The organism is Roseibium sp. AS2 (assembly GCF_038900065.1).
In the GTDB taxonomy this organism is placed as follows: Bacteria; Pseudomonadota; Alphaproteobacteria; order Rhizobiales; family Stappiaceae; genus Roseibium.
Map to the genome: position 1 here is coordinate 553,422 of NZ_JBBMQN010000003.1, position 23,256 is coordinate 576,677.

A 23,256-nucleotide genomic window follows, 5' to 3' on the forward strand; every position below is an offset into this window, starting at 1 on the left:
TCGTTAGTGACTGACGCCAAGATAGGCGTCAATGACGGCCTGGCTGGCCTGAACGTCTTCCGGCGGACCGTCCGCGATCTTCTTGCCGTAGTCGAGCACGACCACCCGGTCCGAAAGATCCATGACAACGCCCATGTCGTGTTCGATCAGGGCGATGGTGGTGCCGAATTCCTGGTTCACGTCGATGATGAACCGGCTCATGTCTTCTTTTTCTTCCAGGTTCATGCCGGCCATCGGCTCGTCCAGAAGAAGCAGCTCCGGTTCCATGGCGAGCGCCCGGCCGAGTTCGACCCGCTTCTGCAGGCCGTAGGGCAGACGCCCCACCGGGGTCTTGCGGATCGCCTGGATTTCGAGGAAATCGATGATGTCCTCGACCTTCCTGCGGTGTTCGATTTCCTCGCGCTCCGCCGGACCGTGCCACAGCACCTGCCAGAAGAAATTGCGGCGCATCTTCAGGGACCGGCCGGACATGATGTTGTCCAGCGTCGTCATGCCCTTGAACAGCGCCACGTTCTGGAACGTGCGCGCGATGCCCTGGCTGGCTGCCTCGTAAGGCTTCATCTTGCGCCGCTCCCGGCCGCGCCAGGTGATGGTGCCTTCCTGGGGATGATAAAAGCCGTTGATGACATTCAGCATCGAGGTCTTGCCGGCACCGTTCGGGCCGATGATCGCCCGGATCTCTCCCTTGCGGATGTCGAAGGAGATGTCGGTGATCGCCTTGACCCCGCCAAAGGCCAGCGACACGTTGTCGACCCTGAGCAGGACCTCGGGCTCGGCGGCCGCATCCGGACCTGCCGGTGTCTGCGCCTTGTCGGCGACAAAAGCATTCATTCGGCGGCCTCCCGTGTGGCCGGGCCGGCATCATGGCGGGCCATGTCGCGGATCTCGACCGTCGCCTCGATCGCGCCCTTGCGGCCGTCCTCGAAGGTCACTTCCGTCTTGACGTATTTTTTGGCCGAACCGTCGTAAAGCGCCTCGATCAGGGGCCCGTAGCGGTCGGCGATGAAGCTGCGGCGCACTTTCTGGGTCCGTGTCAGTTCGCCGTCATCCGCATCAAGTTCCTTGTGCAGGATCAGGAACCGCCTGACCTGGGCACCCGCCATCATCGGCTCGCGCGACAGATCCCGGTTGACCTGATCGACATGGCTTTCGATCATGGCATAGACATCCGGATGTGCGGCCAGTTCCTGATACGAGGCGTAATTGACGTTGTTGCGCTCCGCCCAGGAGCCGACGGCGGTCAGGTCGATGTTGATGAACACCCCGACCCGGTCCCGCTCGTGACCGAAGGCCACCGCCTCCTTGATGTTTGGGAAGAACTTCAGCTTGTTCTCGATGTATTTGGGCGCGAACAGGGCTCCGTCGGTCAACTTGCCGACATCCTTGGCCCGGTCGATGATCTTCAGGTGACCGTTGTCGGCGATGATGCCGGCGTCGCCCGTATGCACCCAGCCGTCCGGCGTCTTGGTGTCGGCGGTTGCCTCGTCATTCTTGAAATAGCCGACGAACACGCCCGGCGAGCGGTACATGACCTCGCCGTTTTCGGCGATCTTCAGCTCCACATCCGGCGCCGGTTTGCCGACCGTGTCGCCATGGATCTCGCCATCAGGCTGCAGGGTGATATAGACGCTGGCTTCCGTCTGGCCGTAGAGCTGCTTCAGGTTGAGGCCGAGCGAACGGTAGAACTGGAAGATCTCCGGCCCGATGGCCTCGCCGGCCGTATAGCCGACCTTCATGCGGGTCAGGCCCATGCGGTTCTTCAACGGGCCGTAGACGCAGAACTCGCCGAGCTTGTAAAGCAGCCGGTCCTTGAGACCGACCTGTTCGCCATTCAGGATCTTCTCGCCGGCCCTGCGCGCGACATCCATGAAGAAGTCGAACATGGCGCGCTTGGTGCGGCCGGCGTCTTCCATGTTGACCATGATCATGGTCAGCATGGTCTCGAAGACCCGCGGCGGCGCGAAGAAATAAGTCGGCGCGATCTCGCGCCGGTCTACATCGATCGTGTCCATGTTTTCCGGACAGTTGACGCAATAGCCGGCCGTGAAGGCCTGGGCGAGCGAGAACACGTGATCGCCGATCCACGCCATCGGCAGATAGGCGAGCACTTCCTCGGTTTCATTCAGGTTGTCGAACACATTGCCGTTGCGCGCCGAGATCACCAGATTGTCGAAGGACAGCATGACGCCCTTGGGGCGCCCGGTCGTGCCCGAGGTGTAGAGCATCACGGCGATGTCCGCCCCCTTGCCGGACGCGAAACCCTGCTCCCACTCGCCCGCAAGCGAGGCCGACTGGCCCAGCAGTGCCCGTCCCTTGTCCTGGACCGATGCGTAATGGTGAAGGTGGGTGTGGTCGTAGTCCCGCAGGCCCCGCGCCTCGTCATAGATGACGTGTTTGAGTGACGGCACCTCGTCCGACATGGACAGCAGCTTGTCGACCTGCTCCTGGTCCTCGACAACCGCGAAAACCACTTCCGCATGGCCGAGCACATATGCCATTTCCTCGGCCACGCTGTCCGCATACACCGGTACCGGCACCGCCCCGATCGCCTGCGCGGCGACCATCGCCCAGTAGAGCTGCGGCCGGTTCGCGCCGACAATGGCGATCTTGTCTCCGGCCTTGAGCCCGAGTGACTGCAATCCGATGGAAAATGCGCGGATTTCCTCCGCCACCTCGGACCAGGTCCAGCTCTGCCAGATCCCGAAATCCTTCTCCCGGAACGCGGTCCGGGACCCGAACACCTGTGCATTGTGCATCAGGATCTTCGGAAAGGTGTCCTCCCCACGCGACGAAGCGCTGGCCGACCCAACCATATGTCGTTTCTTCCCCTGAAGCATCCCGCGTTCGAAGGAACGCGAACAAGATGCTTCATCCTTTTTTATGCGATCAACTTTGCCGCTTTCAGAAACTGAAAGCGCGCTGATCTTGAGCATCCCGCGTTCGAAGGAACGCGGACAAGATGCTCCATCTTTGTTCTGGAGGATCACCCCGGCCACGGTCATGCCGTGACGGCGGATTGATCCTTTGAAGGCGCCCCGGTTTTTCCGGGATCATTCCCTGCCGCCTATGAAACGCCCTGCCGCCGCAACCTTCAACCGGAAATTTCCGGAAATTGCGCTACAGCCCGCCTCATGACCGACGACAGGAGGCTAGGTCTGCGGATTTGCAGCAGTATGTTTCAATCATGTCGAATTGTTGCAATCGTGTTGCAGCTGCGAAAGGCGGGCAACCGCAGTGCAACGTGGCCAGACAATGCACGCCGTCGCAAGTCCACGCCAATTTGACGAACACGTTTATTTCCGGCAGACATGGTAGAAATTACAAGAATAGTCCGGGAACCAATCCGGATCTTGGGAGCCCCAACTTGATTGCTTTCGGTTTTATCTGAACATGGCGGACGGTACGAAAGACGGCTCCCGCCCGCGCAGCATGCGGTACCATTCGGCGACAATCGAGAATCCCGCAGTCCAGGCCTCGCTTCAGCCCTGGGTCGAGATGGAATGCGTCCAGTTGTCGGGCGGCTGCAGGGTGGCAAAGCTCGACAGGCTGGAAATCGGCAATCTGCAGTTCGTCCGGGAGGAACAGGACGTGTCCGTCCAGAAGCTGGGTGCGACACCGGCCGATTTCTGTACCCTTTCCGTCAGCACGGAACATCCGAAAACCCGCTTTTCCGAACACTGCGGCGAGCGGACCGAAACGATCTTTTTCCTGCCCGGCAATGCTGAATTCGACGTCCATGTTCCCGGCGGAAGCGGAACCGCCTACATCGGATTCAGCCAGGAGGAATTTTTGATGAGTGCACGCGTGCTCGACCCGGCTTTCTGGGAGCGCCCGCCAATGGGGGTGGCGCCGTTGACCAGCCGCCGGTCCGGTGAATTCAGGACAGTGGTCGACCTGTGTTTAACAGCCGCGCGCGAAGCGACCGCGCGCGGTGAAACCGGGAACCATGCGCACCTGCGCCGTCATCTGCTGCAGACCGTTCTGGAGATCGCGACAACGACAGAAGATAGCCCTGCGCCGTCATACAACGAGCGTATGCGTGCCTTCCAGGTCGGGCGAGACGCCCGGCGCTTCGTCGACGATCGCCTCGATGAGGACGTGTTGCCGAGCGTCATCGACCTCTGCGAAGTGCTCGGTGTCTCCGAGCGGACGCTGCGCTACGCCTTTCAGGAGTATGTCGGGCTTTCGCCGGTCGCCTATCTCCGCGCATGCCGGCTCAACAAGGTTCGCGCCGTGCTTGCAGCGTCCGATCCGGCGCACACCACGGTCACGCAAGTGGCGATGCGCCACGGTTTCCTCCATCTCGGCCGTTTTTCCGGCGACTACAGGCGGATGTTCGGCGAAACACCGTCGGCAACGCTCGGGCGCTGACACTTCGTTGTTGACGGATTGCCGCAGCATCCTGATTTCGCACCGCTTTGCCGGAATCGGATAGCTCGCCCCGCCGCTCGTTTCTTAGATAGCTCGATGATTTGAAACCTCGCAAGGGGCTGCGCCCTTGCGCCGAAAGGACGAGCGCCTGACCGAACACGATGCCCCGTCAACAGGATTGCGCCCGAATGCCGTCGGTGAACGCATCCACGGCCCATTCGACGGCAATGCGGCCGGCATCGAACAGACCGGCGGCGCAGCGGCGCTGACCGCATCTTCAATTTCCGAGGTCGCCGGCCTCTCCACCCTTGGCTTGCGGGCTCAAACCCGCTTCGCCATGGCCGGCGACGCCTTTGCCCGTCCGCATGGAGCCGTCGGCGCGCTCCATGCCTTTGGCGACACGGCCCCGCAGACCACCCTCGCCCTCGAAGGTGGCAGTGACTTTGCCGCGACGGGCGCCTCACTCGACCGGGACACCGCCTTCCTGCAAACCGGATTGGCGTTCGATTTCGGAGAAGGCGCCGCTGTATCGCTCGACTACAACGGCCTGATGGGGACCAGCACACAGGACCACGGTCTCGAGGTCGGATTGAAACTGGCGTTCTGAGCCTCCCCGATCCGGACAGATGCCCGGATCTCCGTCAGGTCCCCATCCACACCAGTTCCAACCGGATACCGCCCGGCTCGGCAAACATCATGTGTTTTCTCGGGCCCGTACCCATGAATTCCGGCAGGAACTCGACGCGGACCTCCGGGTAGGCGGCCACCTTGTCGGCGAGCTTTAGCAGATCGGCCTCACTGGCGACTTCCAGCGCCAGGTGATGCAGGCCGACGTTCCCGCGGCGGTCGAAGCCGTTGACAGGACAGGCCGTATCGACCTGCCAGAGGGTCAGCCGCATCTGGTCGTCGGTGATCGTGGTGCGCGGGTAGCTCTCGTCCCTTGCAGTCTCACGCCACCCAAGCACATCGACGAAAAACGCCGTGGTCTTGTTCAGGTCCGCGACTGCAAGTCCCAGGTGGTTCAGTCCGAGCGTTTCAGCCATCGATCATCCTCTGTTTTTCACTTGTATCCGGATAGCTCGAGGCTACGCCACGCAGTCCGGCTCGCGCCACCAGCATACTAACGGCAAGCCCGCCAGCGCCGTCCTCGTGACCAAACAGCTGTACCCCGCGAGCAGCCGGTACATATCAGCGGCTTGCTCCAGTTCGGACCGAAAGCGTACAAAAATGTATATAGTGGCCGAAAAGACTTTTCGCTGGGGATGTGGGGGTGCACGATGAACTTGAAAAAAGGCTTTCTGATCTTGGCCTTCGCCATGGTCGCAGTGATCGCGCTTTTGTATGGAATCGATCCGGTCTGGTTTGCCGGAAACTTCCTGGGCGTCCCCGACCCGGGTGTGAACTTCGCCCACATCCTGAGAGCCGTGATGTGCCTTTATCTGGCGCTCGGGGCTTTCTGGCTCTTCTGCGCCCTCACGGACCGGCACAGGAATGCTGCGATCCTGACGACAATGGTGTTTGCGGGCGGGCTGGTCGCCGGGCGGCTGCTCAGCTTCGCCCTTGATGGCCTGCCTTCGCCTCTCCTGATTTTCTACGCCGCACTGGAATGCGCGATCGTTCCATTGGCATGGTGGATCTACAGGCAACCGGACTGAACGCCTGGGGCACGATGCCGACCTGCCCGGGAACCGGAGCCTCCGCCCTCCTGAGTGGCTCACTCGCCAATGGCTGTTATCCGGTCAAGTGCGAAGCGCTGGCGGTAGTCGCTGGGGGTCACATGAAGCAGACGCATGAAGCTTCGGCGCATCCGTTCGTCGTCCCCGAACCCGCACTGGTGAGCAATCTCGCTCACCGGCTGGCTGCTTTCCTCAAGCGACCGGCAAGCCGCTTCGACGCGCAAGCCTTCAACGGCCTTGGCAGGTGTCTGGCCGGTTTGCCGGGTGTATGATCGCGCGAAATTTCGCGGGCTCATGCCGGCTCTTGCAGCAAGTGCCTCGACCCGCAGGTCCCTGTCGAGATTGCTTGCGATCCAGTCATGAAGGCTGTCGAACCGGCCGGTTTCATCCAGCATCTGCCTGTCGAGGGTCGTGCTGAACTGGGATTGACCGCCCGGACGAACCGCGAATGACACCAGTTCGCGCGCCAACGAGAGGCAAGCGCGCCGGCCAAGGTCTTCGGCCACCATGGCCAGGGCCATGTCGATGCCAGCGGTCACGCCCGCAGATGTCCAGATGTTTTCGTCTTTCACGTAGATCGGGTCGGTTTCGACCTGCACGGACGGATGCGCCCGCAAGAGAGCATCGCAGGAGCGCCAGTGTGTCACAGCCCGGCGCCCGTCGAGCAGACCACAGGCAGCCAGCATGAAAGCGCCCGTGCAGACCGATGCAATGCGCGCCGCCTTTTTCGTGAGCCTCAGGACTTCGTCCACGACAAGAGGGTCCAGGGCCGCCGCGCGCGCGCCACTGCCACCAACGATGATCAGCGTATCGATCTGTGCGTCGGCCCAGGACGCCATCGCCGCTGTGGCAATGGAAACCGGCGTATCGGTCCTGATGCACCGGCCGTCCATCGAGACGACCTCAATCCTGTAGACATCACGCTCGGGCTCCGCGACCGCATCCGCGAAAACCTGAAGCGGGCCGGCAAGATCCAGCAGTTTGATATGCGGGAACACCACAAACAGGACTGTGCGGGGCGCGGAGGTCTTCATGACGATTTGGCAGTAATTGAGGGCATCTTGTCATTTATGCCAGAGAGCAGGCTGTTAGTCTACGCATGTTCCATCTGGTCAAGGGAGAGGAAAATGCTGAAACTGAAGCCCAACTGCGAATGCTGCGACACCGACCTGCCACCGGAAAGCCTGGACGCCCGCGCATGCTCGTTCGAATGCACATTCTGCAGGGAATGCGCGGAAACCCACTTCGACAATCTCTGCCCGAACTGCGGCGGAGAGCTGTTGCGCCGCCCGATACGTCCTGTTGAACACCTCGTCAGGAACCCGGCATCGACCGACCGTTTCCTGAAAGCGCACCCGGAATGCGCGCACCTCCAGACCTGAAGTGAGAAACAAGATGAAATCGATTGGCGCACTCGTTTTTCCGGGTTTCGAGACGTTGGATCTGTTCGGCCCACTCGAATTTTTCGGCTGGTTGCCAAATGAATTCAACATCAGCACGGTCGGCGACACCGCTGGCTACGTCACCTGCAGGAGCGGCCAGCGGGTCGCGGTCGACCACCTTGTCGGTGAAAGCGATGACTATGATCTGCTTCTGGTTCCCGGAGGTCCGGGAACGCCGGTAGAAGAGGTCAACGAAGCCATCAATGACTGGATCCGGGCGGCGTCCGGAAAGGCGGACATTGTCATGAGCGTCTGCACGGGCAGCGCACTTCTGGCGCGCACGGGTGTTCTCGATGGCCGCAAAGCGACAACCAACAAGATGAGATTCAATTGGGCGGTACAGTTCGGTCCGAAGGTGGACTGGATCGGCAAGGCGCGCTGGGTCGAGGACGGCAAGTTTTTTACGTCCTCCGGAGTGTCCGCGGGCATGGACATGAGCCTGGCCGTGATTGCCCGCGTTCTTGATCGGGAAACCGCAAGACACGTTGCAAGATGCGCGGAATACAGCTGGACCGAAGATCCCGCGTCAGACCCGTTCGCGGTTGAACATGAGGTTTCCTAAGCCGGCCCCGGAACGACATCGCTGGTCAGGTCCGCGGCCGGCCGGCACCCGGTGCTCACGCCACTTTTGAAACGCTCCGCAAATCCGTCAGCGCCTCCGATGCGATCTCGAACGAGCGTATCCGGGCCGCCGGATCGTGGATCATGCCGGTGACCATCAGTTCGTCGGGCCTGTGTTTTTCGATCAGGCCCTGCAGCCTGTCCCTGATCGTGGCGGGAGAGCCGGTCGCCGAGCAGGACAGGGCGTGGTTGACCTGCGCCATCACCGGCGCGGGGATCTCGGCCGAAAGATCATCCCTCGGCAGGGGCAGCTTGCCGGGACGGCCGGTGCGCAGGCGGGCGAAGGCGAGGATCTGCGAGGAGCGCAGATAGACAGCCTCTTCGTCGGTCTCCGCCGCGCAGACCCCGGCCGCCATCATCGCATAGGGTTCGGACAGCGTTTCGGAGGGTTTGAACGAGGACCGATAGATCGCCAGCGCCTCTTCCAGCATGTCCGGCGCGAAATGCGAGGCAAAGGCATAGGGCAGGCCGAGATAGGCGGCGAGCTGCGCACCATAAAGGCTGGAGCCGAGGATCCAGACCGGCACATGGGTCCCCTCACCCGGAATGGCGCGCACGGAAGTGCCGTCCTGCGTCTCCCCGAAATAGCCGATCAGCTCGGCCACATCCTGCGGGAAACCATCCTCGGGGGCCATATGACGGCGCAGCGCCCTGGCGGTTGCCATGTCGGTGCCCGGCGCGCGGCCCAGCCCCAGGTCGATCCGGCCGGGATAAAGCGTCGCCAGCGTTCCGAACTGCTCGGCCACCACCAGCGGCGCATGGTTGGGCAGCATGATCCCGCCCGCGCCGACCCGCAGTGTGCTTGTGGCCGCCGCGACATGGCCGATCACGACAGCCGTCGCCGCGCTGGCGATGCCCGGCATGTTGTGATGTTCGGCCAGCCAGTAGCGGTGATAGCCGGCCTTCTCCGCCGCGCGGGCCAGATCGACCGTGTTGGTCAGCGCGTCGGCGGCGGTCTTGCCTTCCGGCACCGGCGACAGGTCGAGCAGCGAGAAATGTTTCATGAGAAGCTCCTTGCTCCGGAGCTATTCATCCGCAGTGGACAATGCAAGGGTGGGAGCGGCATTTACAGAAGATTAGGCCGGTCTCCGCTCTGGCCAGAGGCGCTGTAATGGGGTCATATCTTCTTGCCCTGCCGCCCTGGAGCCCGCCGCGAATGCTCAAGCTTGACCATATCACCGTGATTGCCCCGACACTCCGTGAAGGAGTCGCCCATGTCCGCGACTGTCTGGCTCTCGACGTGCCCTTCGGAACCCGCCACCACTACATGGGCACCCACAATCACCGGCTTCAGCTCGGCAACGGGGTCTATCTGGAGATAGTCGCGCTCGACCCGGACGGCAAAACACCCGGACGGGCGCGCTGGTTCGGTCTGGACGATCAGGACGCGGTGAGGCAGGACTGGGACGAGGGAAGGCGGCTGCGGGGTTGGGTTGCAGCAACGAATGATCTGCAAGCGATTGTCGCCGCACATGGCACGGTCTTCGGCAACGAGGTTCCCCTGCCGCCGGAAGATCCGGCCTTCGCCTTTACCATCCCCGGAGACGGTACACTTCCTGCCGACGGCGCCCTGCCATCGCTGATCGACCACCGCGGCAACCCGACGTCGATGGACGACATACCCGAATTGGGCGCACGCCTTCGTACACTCACGCTCGAGCATCCGGACCCCGCCACCATCGAAAAACTGTACCGCGTCCTTGCGGTCGATCACCCGCCCAGGATCGTGAAGGGTCGCGAAATCCGCTACCGGGCTCAGATCGATACACCGGCCGGTGCGAAAGAGCTGACCTGATCCGATCCCAGCAATGAACCGTTGACGGACCCCGCCCTAAGGTTTCGAAAACTCTTCCAGAAACCGGACGATGCCCGGCACGAGATCGTCGTGCAGGGGCAGCGTGCGGTCCGTGTAGGTGACGAAAGGTTGCCCCGCCACATCGGTCTTGAGCATATGTGTGCCGCCGGGCAGATCGAAGCGCCGCGCCTGCGGCAGAGCCTCTTGGAGGAGGTCTGCGTCTTCGGGCCGAACCTGGATGTCCGCCTCCCCCTGAACGATCAGCACGGGGCCGTGCCAGTCCTTTGCGGCAATCGCCGGATCATAGGAAAACAGGTCGATCATGTAGCGCTGCAATCCGGTGGAAAAAAGCGGCCGCAGGATCGGTGTCAACGATGCCGGATCCCGGGTACGGCCTGCTTCCAGATCCGTGACGACTGCCTCGATCTCCGGCAGGAGCGGCGCGTTCGCGGGGTTGGATTCAAACTGCTCCCTCATCAGTTGCCCGATCGGACGTCCCGGCGCGGCCAGCAGTATCAGCCCGCAAAGGGATTCTGGCGCGGCCTGCGCCGCCACCAGCGCGACAAGACCGCCTTCCGAATGACCGGCCAGCCAGACGCAGGGCGCAAGGCCGGACGCCTTGTCGACCCAGCGCCGCGCATCTTCCGCATAAGCCTTGATGGTCACGTCGTTCGGATCGGACAGGGCGGACGCACTGCCGAAAAAGCCGCGCTTGTCGATGCGCAGGGAGGCCACGCCGAGGCGGGACAGGTCTTCGGCAATCATCTTGTAGCTGTCGGAGAACAGCCCCATCGATGCCGAATTGCCGTCCCGGTCCGTCGGCCCCGATCCGGGGATGATGACGACGGCATGCTCCGCGCCCTTCACGGCGATCATCTCCGCCTCGAGATGCCCCTGCGGGCCGGGGATTTGTACGGGCTCCGCGATCGCCGGCACCGGCAGCAGCAACGCCATCAGACAATACCTCCGCATGGCACCTTGGAACCGTCGTGTCCCGACGGCGCGTTTGCGATAGAGCACTTTAAGGAAGCGGCGGTCCATTTGAGGTGAATGTCCTTCTTTCTGAAACGATTAGAGCGCGCAGCGGAAGCGATTGTCTCTTTCCGCCTCACGCCGCCGACCGGTCGATGATGATATGCGCCTCGCCGCGCGAGCAGGTCTCGATGCGCGCCTCGACCCTGTAGATGTCGCGCATCAATTCAGGTGTGATCACGTCTCTGCTGGGGCCTGCCGCAACCAGCTTGCCGCCGGCGATCACCAATGTGCTGGCGCAGTAGCGCAGCGCGTGGTTGAGGTCGTGCAGGGCGATCAGCACGAGCATGTTCTTGCTCCGCGCGAGGTCGCGCATGTAGCTCAACACTTCCACCTGCCGGTAGAGATCCAGCGCCGACGTCGGCTCGTCCATCAACAGCACTTCCGGGTCCCGCACCAGCGCCTGGGCGATGGAGACGAGCTGGCGCTGCCCGCCGGACAACTCGCCGAGATTGCGAAAGGCGATATCGGTGATCTGAAGCGACGTGAGCAGATGGTCGATGGCGGTCAGTTCATGGTCCTGCACCCGCCAGCCGCCGCCCTGCTTGGCCGCCAGCAGGATCGATTCATAGACCGTCAGCACCGCATTGGCGCTGGTGTCCTGGGGCATGTAGCGGATGGCGTCCCCGGGCGCTGAGCCCGCACCTTCCAGATGCACCGTGCCCGGCCCGTTCAAAAGACCTGCGATGCGCTTGAACAGGGTCGACTTGCCTGCCGCGTTGGGGCCGATCACGGCGGTCAGTTCACCGCCGGCAAGCTCCGGCGTCGAGATGCCTTCGACAGCCAGTCCGGAACCGTTCCGTGCGCCGTATTTCGCGCCGAGATCGTCAAGGCGGAGCGCTACCATGAGTTTTTCCTGTCGGCGAAGATAAGCGCGAAGAAGAACGGCACGCCGACCAGGGCCGTGATCACGCCGATGGGCAGAACCGCGCCCGGCAGCAGCATCTTGGAGACAACCGACGTTGCCGACAGCATCAGCGAGCCGCACAGGATCGCCGCGGGCAGAAAGAAACGTTGATCCTCGCCGACCAGCATGCGCGCGACATGCGGCCCGACCAAGCCGACGAAACCGATGGTGCCGACGAAGGACACCGGAATGGCCGCCAGCAGGCTGACGCCGATCAGGGTCTTCAGGCGCAGCGAGCGGATGTTGACGCCGAAACTCGCCGCCTTGACGTCACCGAGCCGCAGGGCCGTCAGTGCCCAGGAATGGCGGGCGAAGAAGGGCACGCACACGATCAGCACAGCGAAAGTGGCACCGACCTTGGTCCAGGTCGCCTTGGTGAGCGAGCCCATGGTCCAGAAGATCACCGCCGCCAGCGCCTGTTCGGAGGCCAGATATTCCAGCAGCGACAGCAGCGCGTTGAACGTGAACACCAGGGCAATGCCCAGCAGCACGATGGTCTGCACGCTCACACCCCGGAAGGTGGAAAAGGCATAGATGAACAGCGAGGCGGCCATTGCCATGATGAAGGCGTTGATGGGCACCATGTACTGCACGGCGGCCGGAAAGATCGCGACGCCCGCCACCAGCCCCAGGGCCGCGCCGAAACCGGCTGCCGCCGAAATGCCGAGTGTGAACGGGCTGGCGAGCGGGTTGGCGAGGATCGTCTGCATCTGCGCGCCGGCCAGCGACAGGCAGCCGCCGACGGACACCGCCATCAGCGCGATCGGCATGCGGATATCCCAGATCACGACCCGCGTCTGCAGCGCAGCCTCCCCCGGAAAGAACAGCGCGCCGAGCACTTCCTTCAGCGGATAGCGCGCCGGCCCGAGCGCAAGATCGACGCAGAAGGTGGTCGCCAGCGCGATCATCAGACCGCAGATCAGCAGTACCCGTCGAAAGGCAAGGGCGCGGTAAAGACCGCGCCCTGTTCCGGCTGCAACCGTGTCGGCCACCGGCATGTCAGCCATCCGTTTTCAGCGACACGAAATAGCCGGGCCGGTAGTCGACCGGCAGGAAACGCTCATGCAGTTCCTGGAAGGTGGCATTCGGGTCCATGTCTTCAAACAGGTCCGGATGCAGCCACTTGGCGATCTGCTGGATCGCGATGAACTGGTAGGGGCTGTTGTAGAACTGGTGCCAGATGGCATGGACGTTGTTGTCCTGGACCGCCTGGATACCGGTGAAGCCCGGGCGTTCCATGAGATTGGCCAGTTTCGTGGCCGAAACTTCCGGATCCGCGCCGCTGCCGACACCCACCCAGTTGCCGCCGGGCACATAGAGTTCCCAGTTGGCACCGGTGACGACGACATGCGCCGGATTGGACGCTATGATCTGTTCCGGATTCACCGTGCCGAACGTACCCGGGATGATGTCTCCGGCCATGTTCACGCCGCCGGCGATTTCCACCATCTTGCCGAAGTTCTCGTTGCCGAAGGACATGCAGCAATCGTCGGAATAGCCGCCGGCCCGCTCAACGAATACGACCGGGCGCGTCAGGTTGCTCTGCTCCGCCAGCTTGCCGGTGACCTTTTCGATTTCCGCTGCGCGGAACGCGATGAAGTCCTCGGCCTTCTGTTCCTCACCGAAGATCTTGCCGATCAGGCGCATGGACGGCTCGGTATTTTCCATCGGCTTGTCACGGAAATCGACATAGACGACCGGGATGCCGACTTTCGCCAGCTTCTCGATGTAACCGCCGTCTTCCGTCGCGGCCTTGGCATCGATGTTCAGAATGATCACGTCCGGCTCGAGCGCGACCGCCTGTTCGATATCGAACGTGCCGTTCTTCATGCCGCCAAAGGTCGGCAGGTCGGCCATCTGCGGATATTTTTCCAGATACTGGTGATAGCCGTCATTGTCGGCTTTCTCGAAATCGTCCCGCCAGCCGACGACCCGCTTGAAAGGCGCATCCGTGTCGAGCGCCGCGGTGAAATAGATCTGGCGCCCTTCGCCGAGGATGACCTTTTCAGCCGGCACCTGCACGTCGACACTGCGCCCGGCGATGTCGGTCACGGTCACGGTGTCGGCAGCCATCAGGCCCGTCGGGAATAAAACCGCAGCAGCAAGCGCGGCAGCGGCTATCTGGAACTTGAAATTCACATCAACCTCGGATCGATTGTTAAACTTGAGTTTTATACTCTTGTTTTTTCCTATTTTTGCTGAATATTTGAGTCAACAATTATCTTCTGGAACCATTCCAGCCAGGCCCGTACCGAGTGAAATGGACATGCTGTCGAATTTCGATTTACGCGAGGAAATCAAGGACTACTGGGGCAAGCGGGCCGCAACATTCGACACACAGGCCGGCCACGAAATTTTTTCTGAAAACGAGCGGGTCGCCTGGCAAAAACTGCTGCGGCGTCATCTGGGGGCGGGCGAAGGCCGCACCGCACTCGATCTGGCCTGTGGCACCGGCGTCCTGTCCCATCTCATGGTCGACCTCGGTTTCCAGGTCACCGGGATGGATTGGGCCGGCCCGATGCTGGAGCGCGCCCGGACCAAGGCAGAGAGCCGACAGCGTGCAATCCGCTTCGTCCTCGGCGATGCCGAGCGGACCATGGAACCCGCGGATCACTACGACGCACTCGTCTGCCGTCATCTGGTCTGGACCCTGGTCGATCCTCCCGCCGCCTTCAGAGAGTGGCACCGGGTGCTGAAACCGGGTGGCCGGCTGTTGATCGTGGACGGCGATTTCGTGAACGCCGGTTTCGTCTCAAGGCTCGCCGCAGGTCTTGCAGCTTTTCTGGAAAAACGCATGCCCGCCAACCCCGCCTCCGGCCCCAAATCCGGTCCTGCGGACATGAGGGAGATCCACCGCAGCATTCTGGCGCGGGTGTATTTTTCCAAAGGTGCCCGGGCAGACGCAGTGGCCCGCCTGCTGCAGGAAGCGGGCTTCTCCGACATTCGCGTCGACACGAACCTGCGCGCCATCCACAGGGCCCAATCCCGTGACTTCTCGTTCCTGAAAGGCCTCGAACGCGCCGCCCAGCACCGCTACGCGATCAGCGCGGCGAAATAGCCCTGCCGGCTGCGGTCGCCCCCGGACGCTCCCTGACGCTCCCTGACCGACCGGCCTGTCTCCATTCGGACTATGCCAAACCAGTTCAGTCCACTCCGGTTTTGTTCTAGTCTTGCGCGATGGAGGAGACACAGCAGCTCAAAACGCAGCTCGACCTGATGCAGGCCGCGCTCGATCACATCAATCAGGGCTTTTCGGTTTTCGACGCCGATCTCCAGCTTATTGCCTGGAACCGCGGCCTGTGGGAAATGCTCGATTTCCCGCAAAAGCTTGCACGCCGCGGCACCCATCTGGAAGCTTTCCTGCGGGTGAACGCCGAGCGCGGCGAATACGGACCCGGCGATATCGAGGGCAAGATCGCCCGCCGGCTGGAACGGGCCAAACTGTTCGAGCCGCATTATTTCGAACGCATCCGCCCTAACGGCCAGGTCATCGCGGTCTCCGGCACGCCCCTGCCCCGGGGCGGCTTCGTCACGACCTATTCCGATGTCACCGTGGACCGGCATCGTCAGGAGAAGCTGGAGCGCACGGTCGAGGAACGCACCCGTGCGCTGCGCCAGTCAGAGGACTGGCTGCGCCTGGTGACCGACAATATTCCCGCGCTGATCGCCTATCTGTCGCCCGGTCCGGTGTTCCGGTTTGCCAACCGCCGCTATGCCGACTGGTTCGGCCAGTCCGTCGCCTCCATCACCGGACGCCCGGCCTCCGAGGTGGTCGGCGCGGACCTCTTCAAGATCCTGGAACCGCATATCGAACGGGCCTTTCAGGGCAACGCGGTCAGCTATGAATACGAGCGCAAGCGGCCCGACGGCACCAGTGCCTACATGCGTTCCACCCTGATCCCCGACATGACCCAGGATGGCCGCACGCTCGGCATCTTCGTGCTTTCGCTGGACGCCACCGACCAGAAGCAGGCGGAAGCCGCACTGGTGCAATCCCAACGCATGGATGCGGTCGGCAAGCTGACCGGCGGCCTCGCCCATGACTTCAACAACCTGCTCGCGATCCTGATGGGCAACCTGCTCAGCCTGAGCCGGATGGAGGGAGCGGTGGCCAAGGACACGCTGGACGGCAAGCTGTCGCCGATGCTGGAAGCGACCAAACGCGGCTCGGACCTCATTCAGCGGCTGCTGGCGTTCAGCCGCGGCAAGGCGATCGATCCGCAGACAGTGGCGCTTGCCGATGTGATCGCCAGTGCGGGCAGGCTGCTGGAGGGATCCCTGCCGTCCTCGATCGAGCTGAAGCTGAGCGCAACGGACACGGACATCGCCGCCTGCATCGACCCGACCCAGATGGAGACCGCGCTCATAAATCTGGCGTTCAACGCCCGCGACGCAATGCCGGAAGGCGGCGTGCTGACGATGTCACTGGACCAGACCGTACTGCCGCCGCAGGACGCGGACGATCTGGGAACAGCGCCCGGCGCCTATGCCCGCATCACTGTCGGCGACACCGGCAGCGGCATGGACGAGGACACCCGGCTGAAAGTGTTCGAGCCATTCTTCACCACCAAGAATTTCGGCACGGGCAGTGGCCTGGGCCTGTCGATGGTCTACGGTTTCATCCGCCAGTCCGGTGGTGCGATCCAGGTCAGCAGCGCACTCGGGGTCGGCACTTACCTGACGCTTCATCTGCCGCTTGTCCCGCGCGCGGCTCCGGCGGCAACCGGGTCGGAGGCAGGTGCCGCCGCGGCGGTCAAACGCGGCCGGGGCGAGCTTCTGCTTCTGGTCGAGGACGATCCCGATGTCGCCAGCACGGTTACAGACCAGTTGCAGAACCTCGGCTACAGCGTGCTTCAGGCCGAAAGCGCCGACGATGCCCGCGCGCTCGCCTTGGACTTGCCGGACCTGCGCGGCGTCCTGAGCGACATCATCATGCCCGGCCAGATCAACGGCCTGGCACTGGCCCGCGAGATCCGGCGCAAACGAACCGATCTCGGCATCGCCCTCATGTCCGGCTATGCCGACTGGTCCGCCCTCGCCGGTCAGGACAGTACATGTGAATTTCCGGTCTTGGCGAAACCCTTCGCTGATGATCAACTTGCAGACACCCTGCAGCGCATTCTCGCAACGAAAAGGTAACAACGATCTTGCGGACACGTCTCGCGACAGCAGCAAAACGTACCGTCTTCATCGTCGACGATGAACCGGAGATCGGCAATCTGCTGCTCGATGCCATGCTGCAGTTCGACATGGCGGGCAAGGTTTTTTCGACCGCTGCGCAGATGCTGGCGGCGCTCGACCTCGAAGACCCCGACGCCTGCATTGTCGATCTCGGATTGCCCGATATGGAAGGCATGGCCCTGATCAACGAGATCCGGCGCCGGTCTTCGGTTCCGATCATCGTGCTCTCCGCCCGGGGCCATTCGACGGACCGGGTGATGGGGCTGGAACTGGGGGCCGACGACTATGTGGTCAAGCCGTTCGATCCGCGCGAGGTCGTCGCCCGGATCCGCTCCATCCTGCGCCGCTCGGCTGACCCGTCGCCACCGCAGGCCCACGTGGAAATGGCCCGTTTCGAGGGCTGGTGCTATCAACCGTGTTCCCACTGTCTGACCTCTCCGGAAGGTGAGGAAACGTTCCTTTCCACGGGCGAGGCCACGCTGCTGGAAGCGCTCCTGCGCGCCCCCAAAAGGGTTCTGACCCGGGACTACCTGCTGGAACACGGCGGCCGGGATGAAAGTCTCGACCGGTCGATCGACGTGCGTATCTCGCGCATCCGCAAGAAGCTCAACCGCAAGAACGAGCCGGCTCATATCCGCACCATCTACGGCTCCGGCTACATGCTCGCCTGCGAGGTGAAGTGGAGCTGACAGGACTCTGCAGCAGTCCCCCACACGCCCGCCCTCCCTGAGGCGGTCTTCAGGCAAAAGGCCTTCCCCCCCAGTGGGCCTTCTAGGCCAAAGGCCTCCCCACCCCCAGGCGGCCTTCCAGGCAAAGACTTCCCCACTCCCAACGCGGCCTTCCAAGCAAAGGGCCACCCGCCCACAGGCGGCCTTCCCCGACTTGATCGGGGATCCAACCCACGTCGCATCCGGCACAAGGTTCGATCGTGCCCACAGGCGGTAACCGCGTCGAGCCTTCCGGCCGCTCTGCAAACGATTGGACCCCCGGTCGCGCTGCGCTTGCCGGGGGAGGCCCGGGGGGTGGGCAGCTATTGTGATCTGGAAGAACGGCCGTCATGAGGAGCGAGGCTGGAGCGGCGCTCAGGCTCTTGGTCCGCTTGGCAGATGGATGATCGCCGTGAAGGGGGTGTCTTCCGGTCCTCGGTCCGGCGATCCTCGCTGCCGTCGGGGAGAAACCGACGCTCACCGACAGGGGATGACCGCGTGCCGGTCCGCACGCAGAAACGGGAGGATCGCTCCTCCCGTTTTCATCCTCGTTTTCGGCCATGATCTCGGCCGACACCGTCAGAAACTCAGGCTGACATCCCTGTGCCCGGACAGGCAGCCCGCCACGTCCAGTGCCAGGTCGTCCGGCAGGCGGTCTTGTGCGCGCAGGCCGATCGTGGTGCCGACGGCAGCGTCATAGGCTTCGAGCGGCGGCAGGATTTCTTCCGCGGCCCGTTGACGCCAGACAAGATCGGCCTCGAGCGCGGCGATCGACTTGTCGATCTCCGCAAGCGCCTCCTGCGCATCCGGCTGCCGGCTGCGCAGGATCTTGCGCGCGTCCGACAATCCCTTGCGGATGTCACCGGTGCCTTCGGCACTGCCGATTCTGGAGCGCATTTCGGCGATGGCATCGACCGCCGCCTCCGGCTCCAGTTGAAGCACCTGTTCCTTCAACGCTTCGAGTTGCGGCCCGAACTGGGCGACGATGTCCGCATCGGCCAGGACGGCCTTCAGCTCGATGACCGGTTCATAGGCCTGATCGACGGTCCGGCGGTAGGTCAGTCGGGCCGTGTTCTCGGCCTTCTGGATCTTGGAGAACGTCTGGTAGGTGTCCTCCCAGCTCTCCGGGATCTGCGCCAGGATCGCATCGTGCTCGACGTTCAGTTCTTCGATGCGCGCCTGCGCGCGCGCGCCCTGTTCCGCCGTATAGACCGCATTGTCACCGGATCGCTGAACGATCACCTTCAGTTCCTCGATCTGTTCATCGATCCGCCGGGCATCCCGTTCCAGCGCCCTGACGCGCACATGGACCGGCTTGTAGTCGCCTGCAGCCGCCGCGACCTGGGCCTCGGCTTCCGTGATCGCCTCCATCAGCGGCAGCGCTTCGCGGGCCTTTCCGAACCCTTCGGACATGTCGTCCCTCAGGTCCTCCGGCAGATAGCTCATGTCGATGGCTTCCGCCGTCCCGATGGCGGAGAGAATGCCGTTGCCATTCGCCTGGTATTGCTCGTTGACGAGCTTTTCCATGCAGTATTGCAGACGCGGATTTTTCGGCGGCGGTGCGGTTTCCGACAGCAGCGACGACCGGTTCGGCAGGTAGTTCACCAGCTGCGGGTAAAGACCGACGATCCCCAGTGCCACAAGCTGCAGGCAGATGAAGGCGATCACGCCCTTGTACATGTCCAGCGTCTTGACCACGGCCGGCGCCACGCCGCGCAGGTAGAACAGCGCGAAGCCGAAGGGCGGGGTCAGGAACGAGGTCTGGATGTTGAGACCGATCATCACGCCGAGCCAGACCGCAGTGACGTTGGCGGACGGATCCGCCAGCAGGATCGGCGCCACGATCGGCACCACCACCACGGCGATCTCGATGAAATCGAGGAAAAAGCCGAGGATGAAGATCACCAGCATGACGATCAGGAACTGGGCCCAGAACCCGCCGGGAAGCCCCTGGAGGAAGTCCTTTACCAGGTCCTCGCCGCCGAACGCCCGGAAGGCGGATGTCAGCATGGCGGCACCGAGCAGGATGATGAACACCAGCGACGTGGTCTTGGCGGTTTCCACCATGACGCCGCGCAGGGTGTTTTCCAGTTTCAGCGTCCGCCAGCCGGACCAGAAAATCGCGATCACCAGCAGCGAGACGGCGATGAGTGCCAGCACCAGCGCGAGAAGATCGTCGCTGGTCTGGATCAGCTTGATGTTGACCGCGCCGAGAAAGCTGATGATCACGGCCAGGCCGAGCAGCGCCAGGATGACCATGATCGCAGGCGTATAGGCGCCCCGTTTGCCGTCCCGCAGCCGGTATCCGGCCATCACCATGGCACCGACAGCACCGATCGCGCCGGCCTGGTTGACGGTGGCGACGCCGGCGATGATCGAGCCGAGCACGAGAAAGATCAGCGCCAGCGGCGGCACCAGCGTGAGAACGACCTTGACCGCGAACTGGCGCGTGAACGTGCCTTCCTCGTGGACAGCCGGAGCCGATTTCGGGTTGAGCAGCGCGAAGCCCAGGATGAACAGCATGTACAGTCCGACCAGGACCAGGCCGGGCAGGAACGCGCCCAGGAACATTTCGCCGGCACTTGTCGAGACGACGGAAAAGTCCGACGGCATGGACAGTTCGCCGGTGCTCGACTTGAACAGCGCCTGGCGCAGCGAGCCCGCCTGATCGACCGCGCTGGCCAGCTGATCAGCCAGAATGATAAGGACGATGGAGGGCGGAATGATCTGGCCGAGCGTGCCCGACGCCGCAATCGTTCCCGTCGCCAGAGGCACCGAATAGTTGTTGCGCAGCATGGCCGGCAGGGAAATCAGCCCCATGGCCACAACGGTGGCGCCGACGATACCCGTGGTCGCGGCCAGCAATGCGCCCACGAAAACGACCGAGATCCCGAGACCGCCCGGAACCGGGCCGAACAGCCGCGCCATCGTCACCAGCAGGTCTTCGGCGATCTTGGAGCGCTGCAGCATGATGCCCATGAAGACGAACAGCGGGATCGCGATCAGCGTATCGCGTTCGGCCTCCCAGTAGATGCCGCGGAAGTTGGTCACCCCGGCGCTGAGCCATTGGCCCGGCCCGCCATGGGAAAAATAAGCGCCCGCGTCCCCCGCGAACAGATACCCCGACCCGGCGGCGATGCCGATGGTCAGGATGGCCGATCCCGGCAGGGCGAAGGCGACCGGGAACCCTGAGCCCAGCGCGAACGCCATCAGGACAACAAGGAGAAGAAGGAAGAAAAGTTCCATATCGGACGGTCTCGTCAGGCGCTAAAGTCTGGCGCTATTGAACAGAATGGTTTTCGTGATCCCGGCCGCCCGGTTCACCGACAATGTCGGCGATTGCGTCCAGGAAATAGGCCACGAACTGAACCATCATGGAAACGGCGAACACGCCGAGGAAACCCGCCATCAGATACTTCACGTACAGACCGAAACCGGCCTGCGTGACTTCATAGGTCAGGATGGGACTGTTGATGATGTTCTGTTTGCCGCCCATGCCGATGACCAGGATGACCGTGCACAGGCTCATCCCGAGAACCACCGATCCGATGGCGTTGATATAGCCCTTGGTGCGGGTCGTCAGGGCTGCGTAGAAAACATCGACCCGCACATGTCCCTCTTCCAGGAGCGTATACGCGCTGGCGAACAGGAACAGGGCCGCGTACCAGAACCTGACGAGATCCGCCAGGAAGGCCTGCTCGTAGGAAAACACGAACCGGCCGATCACGATCAGCAGTTCGGCGACGACGACCAGAAGCGCCAGCCAGGTGAACCCGAGCGTGCGGGTGAAGGCGGCGATGATCACCGACAGACCGATGAGCGGCATGTGTACATAGGCGCCGCGGAACCTGGATTTGCCCAGGTCGTCGGCGAGATCCTGACCGGTCAGCAGGGGCAGCAGGTCCTCGATGCGCAGAAACGAGATCACGCTGTCCACGAAGCCGACAATCAGAACGGCAAAGAACGCCGCACGGATCAGAAAGGCATTGATGGAACAGATACGCACGCTGTCCTGGCGCAGTGTCCGGCTGTTTTTCAGCACATAGGCCACGGCACCCAGCACAAGCGCGCCATAGACCGCCAGTTGCAGCCACGACCAGAGCAGCGGCAGCGATCCGTTCGCCGCGCCCCCGTAGATCGGCGCAATGCCCGGAAGGTCCTGCCAGTAGGTCAGATAATTGTTGATCAAAAACGCCGTCATGATGGCCAATACGATCCAGCCGAACAGGCGTGAGATGCGGGCGCTTTCCGGCAAAGGCGTTTCACCGGATTTCATGACAGGCGAGCCGTCTTGAACCATGTCCAAGGCCGTCATCGTCGCTGTGCCTTTTTAACTTTGTCTATGAAAGAGGGACGGGATTTCTCCCGTCCCTTTAACCGCTTTCCGATTATTCCGGAATACCGAGATAACGGTTGCGCTTGTTGCTGTAGGCCACATCGGAAATCGCCATCCAGCTGCCGATTTCCTGGCGCGCGTTGATCACGCTTTCGAAGATCTTCTTGGACAGCGGGGAGTGATCCATCGCTTCTTCGAGAACTTCCTGCGCAGCTTCACCGAAGCTGTCGTAGATCTCGTCCGAGAACTCGCGCAGTTCAACGCCGTGCTCTTCGATGAGACGCTTGAGGTAGACACCGTTGTTGGCGTTGGTTTCCGCCATCGTCAGTGCATTCTCTTCGTTGGAAGCAGCCTTGATGATTTCCTGATCGACCTTGTCCAAGCCGTCCCAGAACGCCTTGTTCATGCCGATCGCTAGCTGAGCGCCCGGCTCATGCATGCCCGGGTAGTAGTAGTACTTGGCCGCTTCGTAGAACTTCATGAAGTAGTCGTTGAAGGGACCAACCCACTCGGTGGCATCGATGGCGCCGGAAACGAGGTTTTCGTAGATCTGGCCGCCCGGCAGGGACACAGGAGACGCGCCCAGTTTCGCCATGACGTCGCCGCCCTGGCCCGGAATACGCATCTTCAGACCCTTGAGGTCGTCGGCGGTCTCGATTTCCTTGTTGAACCAGCCGCCCATCTGGACGCCCGTGTTGCCCATGGCAAGGTTCTTCAGGCCGAATTCACCGGCCAGCTCGTCCCACAGTTCCTGGCCGCCGCCGAACTTGGTCCAGGCGTCCATTTCCGTGTAGGTGAGACCGAACGGAACAGCCGTGAAGGCGGCCCAGCCCGGATGTTTGCCCTTCCAGTAGTAGTCAGCGCCGATATAGGCCTGCGCGTTACCGGATGCGACTTCGTCGAAGGAGTCAAAGGCACCAACGCGTTCGCCGGCGGCGAAATACTGAACGTTGAGACGGCCTTCCGTCAGCTCTGCGATGCGGGCTGCAAGACGCTGCGCGGGCACACCGAGACCCGGGAAATCCCGCGGCCAGGTGGACACGATGACCATTTCCTTGACGCCCTGCGCGATGGCCGGAGCGGCGAGCGCGGAACCTGCAGCAATACCGCCAGCGCCAAGGCCGGCTTTTTTGATAAACGAACGACGATCCATTAGTTTCCTCCCTAAACGGACCAAATAGCGGACCG

21 protein-coding genes are annotated in these 23,256 nt (G+C 62.6%); 9 read left to right on the top strand and 12 right to left on the bottom strand.

What is annotated here, in order from left to right; genetic code table 11:
* Positions 1-3: 3 nt before the first annotated feature.
* Together WNZ15_RS11480 and WNZ15_RS11485 are read right to left on the bottom strand one after the other, a co-directional pair.
* Positions 4-831, bottom strand: coding sequence for an ABC transporter ATP-binding protein (locus WNZ15_RS11480; RefSeq protein WP_342893103.1), 828 nt, complete (start codon positions 829-831; stop codon positions 4-6).
* Positions 828-2,756 (bottom strand): AMP-binding protein, encoded by a 1,929-nt coding sequence (locus WNZ15_RS11485; RefSeq protein ID WP_342893104.1) that lies wholly within the window; start codon positions 2,754-2,756, stop codon positions 828-830. Before WNZ15_RS11485 ends, WNZ15_RS11480 begins: the two co-directional genes overlap by 4 nt.
* Positions 2,757-3,390: 634 nt before the next feature.
* Here WNZ15_RS11485 and WNZ15_RS11490 point away from each other — a divergent pair.
* Both WNZ15_RS11490 and WNZ15_RS11495 read left to right on the top strand, forming a co-directional pair.
* The gene (locus WNZ15_RS11490) at positions 3,391-4,371 is read left to right on the top strand and encodes a helix-turn-helix domain-containing protein (RefSeq protein ID WP_342893105.1); all 981 of its coding nucleotides are present in this window, start codon (positions 3,391-3,393) and stop codon (positions 4,369-4,371) included.
* A 127-nt stretch (positions 4,372-4,498) separates the two neighbouring features.
* The gene (locus tag WNZ15_RS11495) at positions 4,499-4,978 is read left to right on the top strand and encodes an autotransporter outer membrane beta-barrel domain-containing protein (protein WP_342893106.1); all 480 of its coding nucleotides are present in this window, start codon (positions 4,499-4,501) and stop codon (positions 4,976-4,978) included.
* A gap of 34 nt (positions 4,979-5,012) precedes the next feature.
* On the opposite strand, the gene WNZ15_RS11500 is transcribed toward WNZ15_RS11495, so the two are convergent.
* Entirely contained in the window at positions 5,013-5,414 is a 402-nt protein-coding gene (locus WNZ15_RS11500) for a VOC family protein (RefSeq protein ID WP_342893107.1), read from the bottom strand.
* 234 nt (positions 5,415-5,648) lie between these two features.
* On the opposite strand from WNZ15_RS11500, the gene WNZ15_RS11505 reads away from it, so the two are divergent.
* Positions 5,649-6,026 (top strand): DUF4345 domain-containing protein, encoded by a 378-nt coding sequence (locus tag WNZ15_RS11505; protein ID WP_342893108.1) that lies wholly within the window; start codon positions 5,649-5,651, stop codon positions 6,024-6,026.
* 59 nt (positions 6,027-6,085) lie between these two features.
* Here the strand turns inward: WNZ15_RS11505 and WNZ15_RS11510 are convergent, their stop codons facing one another.
* Positions 6,086-7,081: a DJ-1/PfpI family protein gene (locus WNZ15_RS11510; protein ID WP_342893109.1), complete on the bottom strand. Its 996-nt coding sequence runs from the start codon at positions 7,079-7,081 to the stop codon at positions 6,086-6,088.
* 93 nt (positions 7,082-7,174) lie between these two features.
* On the opposite strand from WNZ15_RS11510, the gene WNZ15_RS11515 reads away from it, so the two are divergent.
* Both WNZ15_RS11515 and WNZ15_RS11520 read left to right on the top strand, forming a co-directional pair.
* On the top strand, positions 7,175-7,429 hold the full coding sequence (locus tag WNZ15_RS11515; RefSeq protein WP_342893110.1) for a DUF1272 domain-containing protein: 255 nt from the start codon (positions 7,175-7,177) through the stop codon (positions 7,427-7,429).
* Positions 7,430-7,442: 13 nt separating this feature from the next.
* Positions 7,443-8,051 carry a DJ-1/PfpI family protein gene (locus WNZ15_RS11520; RefSeq protein ID WP_342893111.1) on the top strand — a complete coding sequence of 203 codons (609 nt, stop codon included), beginning with the start codon at positions 7,443-7,445 and terminating at the stop codon, positions 8,049-8,051.
* A 55-nt stretch (positions 8,052-8,106) separates the two neighbouring features.
* On the opposite strand, the gene WNZ15_RS11525 is transcribed toward WNZ15_RS11520, so the two are convergent.
* Positions 8,107-9,114, bottom strand: a complete 1,008-nt coding sequence (locus WNZ15_RS11525; protein WP_342893112.1) for an LLM class flavin-dependent oxidoreductase — start codon at positions 9,112-9,114, stop codon at positions 8,107-8,109.
* A gap of 152 nt (positions 9,115-9,266) precedes the next feature.
* On the opposite strand from WNZ15_RS11525, the gene WNZ15_RS11530 reads away from it, so the two are divergent.
* The gene (locus WNZ15_RS11530; protein WP_342893113.1) at positions 9,267-9,905 is read left to right on the top strand and encodes a VOC family protein; all 639 of its coding nucleotides are present in this window, start codon (positions 9,267-9,269) and stop codon (positions 9,903-9,905) included.
* Between the two features lie 36 nt (positions 9,906-9,941).
* Here the strand turns inward: WNZ15_RS11530 and WNZ15_RS11535 are convergent, their stop codons facing one another.
* The 4 genes from WNZ15_RS11535 to WNZ15_RS11550 all read right to left on the bottom strand — a co-directional run bounded on the left by WNZ15_RS11535 (position 9,942) and on the right by WNZ15_RS11550 (position 13,917).
* A complete protein-coding gene (locus tag WNZ15_RS11535; RefSeq protein ID WP_342893114.1) occupies positions 9,942-10,859 on the bottom strand; it encodes an alpha/beta fold hydrolase in 918 nt (305 codons plus the stop codon).
* A 154-nt stretch (positions 10,860-11,013) separates the two neighbouring features.
* Positions 11,014-11,784, bottom strand: a complete 771-nt coding sequence (locus WNZ15_RS11540) for an ABC transporter ATP-binding protein (RefSeq protein ID WP_342893115.1) — start codon at positions 11,782-11,784, stop codon at positions 11,014-11,016.
* Positions 11,778-12,851: an iron ABC transporter permease gene (locus WNZ15_RS11545; protein WP_342893116.1), complete on the bottom strand. Its 1,074-nt coding sequence runs from the start codon at positions 12,849-12,851 to the stop codon at positions 11,778-11,780. The genes WNZ15_RS11540 and WNZ15_RS11545 overlap by 7 nt, the downstream gene beginning before the upstream one ends.
* Complete coding sequence (locus tag WNZ15_RS11550) at positions 12,844-13,917, bottom strand: ABC transporter substrate-binding protein (RefSeq protein WP_342893117.1); 1,074 nt, start codon at positions 13,915-13,917, stop codon at positions 12,844-12,846. The genes WNZ15_RS11545 and WNZ15_RS11550 overlap by 8 nt, the downstream gene beginning before the upstream one ends.
* Before the next feature lie 187 nt (positions 13,918-14,104).
* Here WNZ15_RS11550 and WNZ15_RS11555 point away from each other — a divergent pair, with 187 nt between their 5' ends.
* From WNZ15_RS11555 to WNZ15_RS11565, 3 genes are all read left to right on the top strand, one after another.
* The gene (locus tag WNZ15_RS11555; protein WP_342893204.1) at positions 14,105-14,902 is read left to right on the top strand and encodes a methyltransferase domain-containing protein; all 798 of its coding nucleotides are present in this window, start codon (positions 14,105-14,107) and stop codon (positions 14,900-14,902) included.
* Positions 14,903-15,021: 119 nt separating this feature from the next.
* The gene (locus WNZ15_RS11560; protein WP_342893118.1) at positions 15,022-16,983 is read left to right on the top strand and encodes a PAS-domain containing protein; all 1,962 of its coding nucleotides are present in this window, start codon (positions 15,022-15,024) and stop codon (positions 16,981-16,983) included.
* An 8-nt stretch (positions 16,984-16,991) separates the two neighbouring features.
* Complete coding sequence (locus WNZ15_RS11565; protein WP_342893119.1) at positions 16,992-17,714, top strand: response regulator transcription factor; 723 nt, start codon at positions 16,992-16,994, stop codon at positions 17,712-17,714.
* A gap of 597 nt (positions 17,715-18,311) precedes the next feature.
* Here WNZ15_RS11565 and WNZ15_RS11570 read toward each other — a convergent pair.
* From WNZ15_RS11570 to WNZ15_RS11580, 3 genes are all read right to left on the bottom strand, one after another.
* Positions 18,312-20,978 carry a TRAP transporter large permease subunit gene (locus WNZ15_RS11570; protein ID WP_342893120.1) on the bottom strand — a complete coding sequence of 889 codons (2,667 nt, stop codon included), beginning with the start codon at positions 20,976-20,978 and terminating at the stop codon, positions 18,312-18,314.
* Positions 20,979-21,012: 34 nt separating this feature from the next.
* Positions 21,013-22,047, bottom strand: coding sequence for a TRAP transporter small permease subunit (locus WNZ15_RS11575; protein ID WP_342893121.1), 1,035 nt, complete (start codon positions 22,045-22,047; stop codon positions 21,013-21,015).
* 73 nt (positions 22,048-22,120) lie between these two features.
* On the bottom strand, positions 22,121-23,221 hold the full coding sequence (locus WNZ15_RS11580; protein WP_342893122.1) for a TRAP transporter substrate-binding protein: 1,101 nt from the start codon (positions 23,219-23,221) through the stop codon (positions 22,121-22,123).
* Between the last annotated feature and the right edge of the window lie 35 nt (positions 23,222-23,256).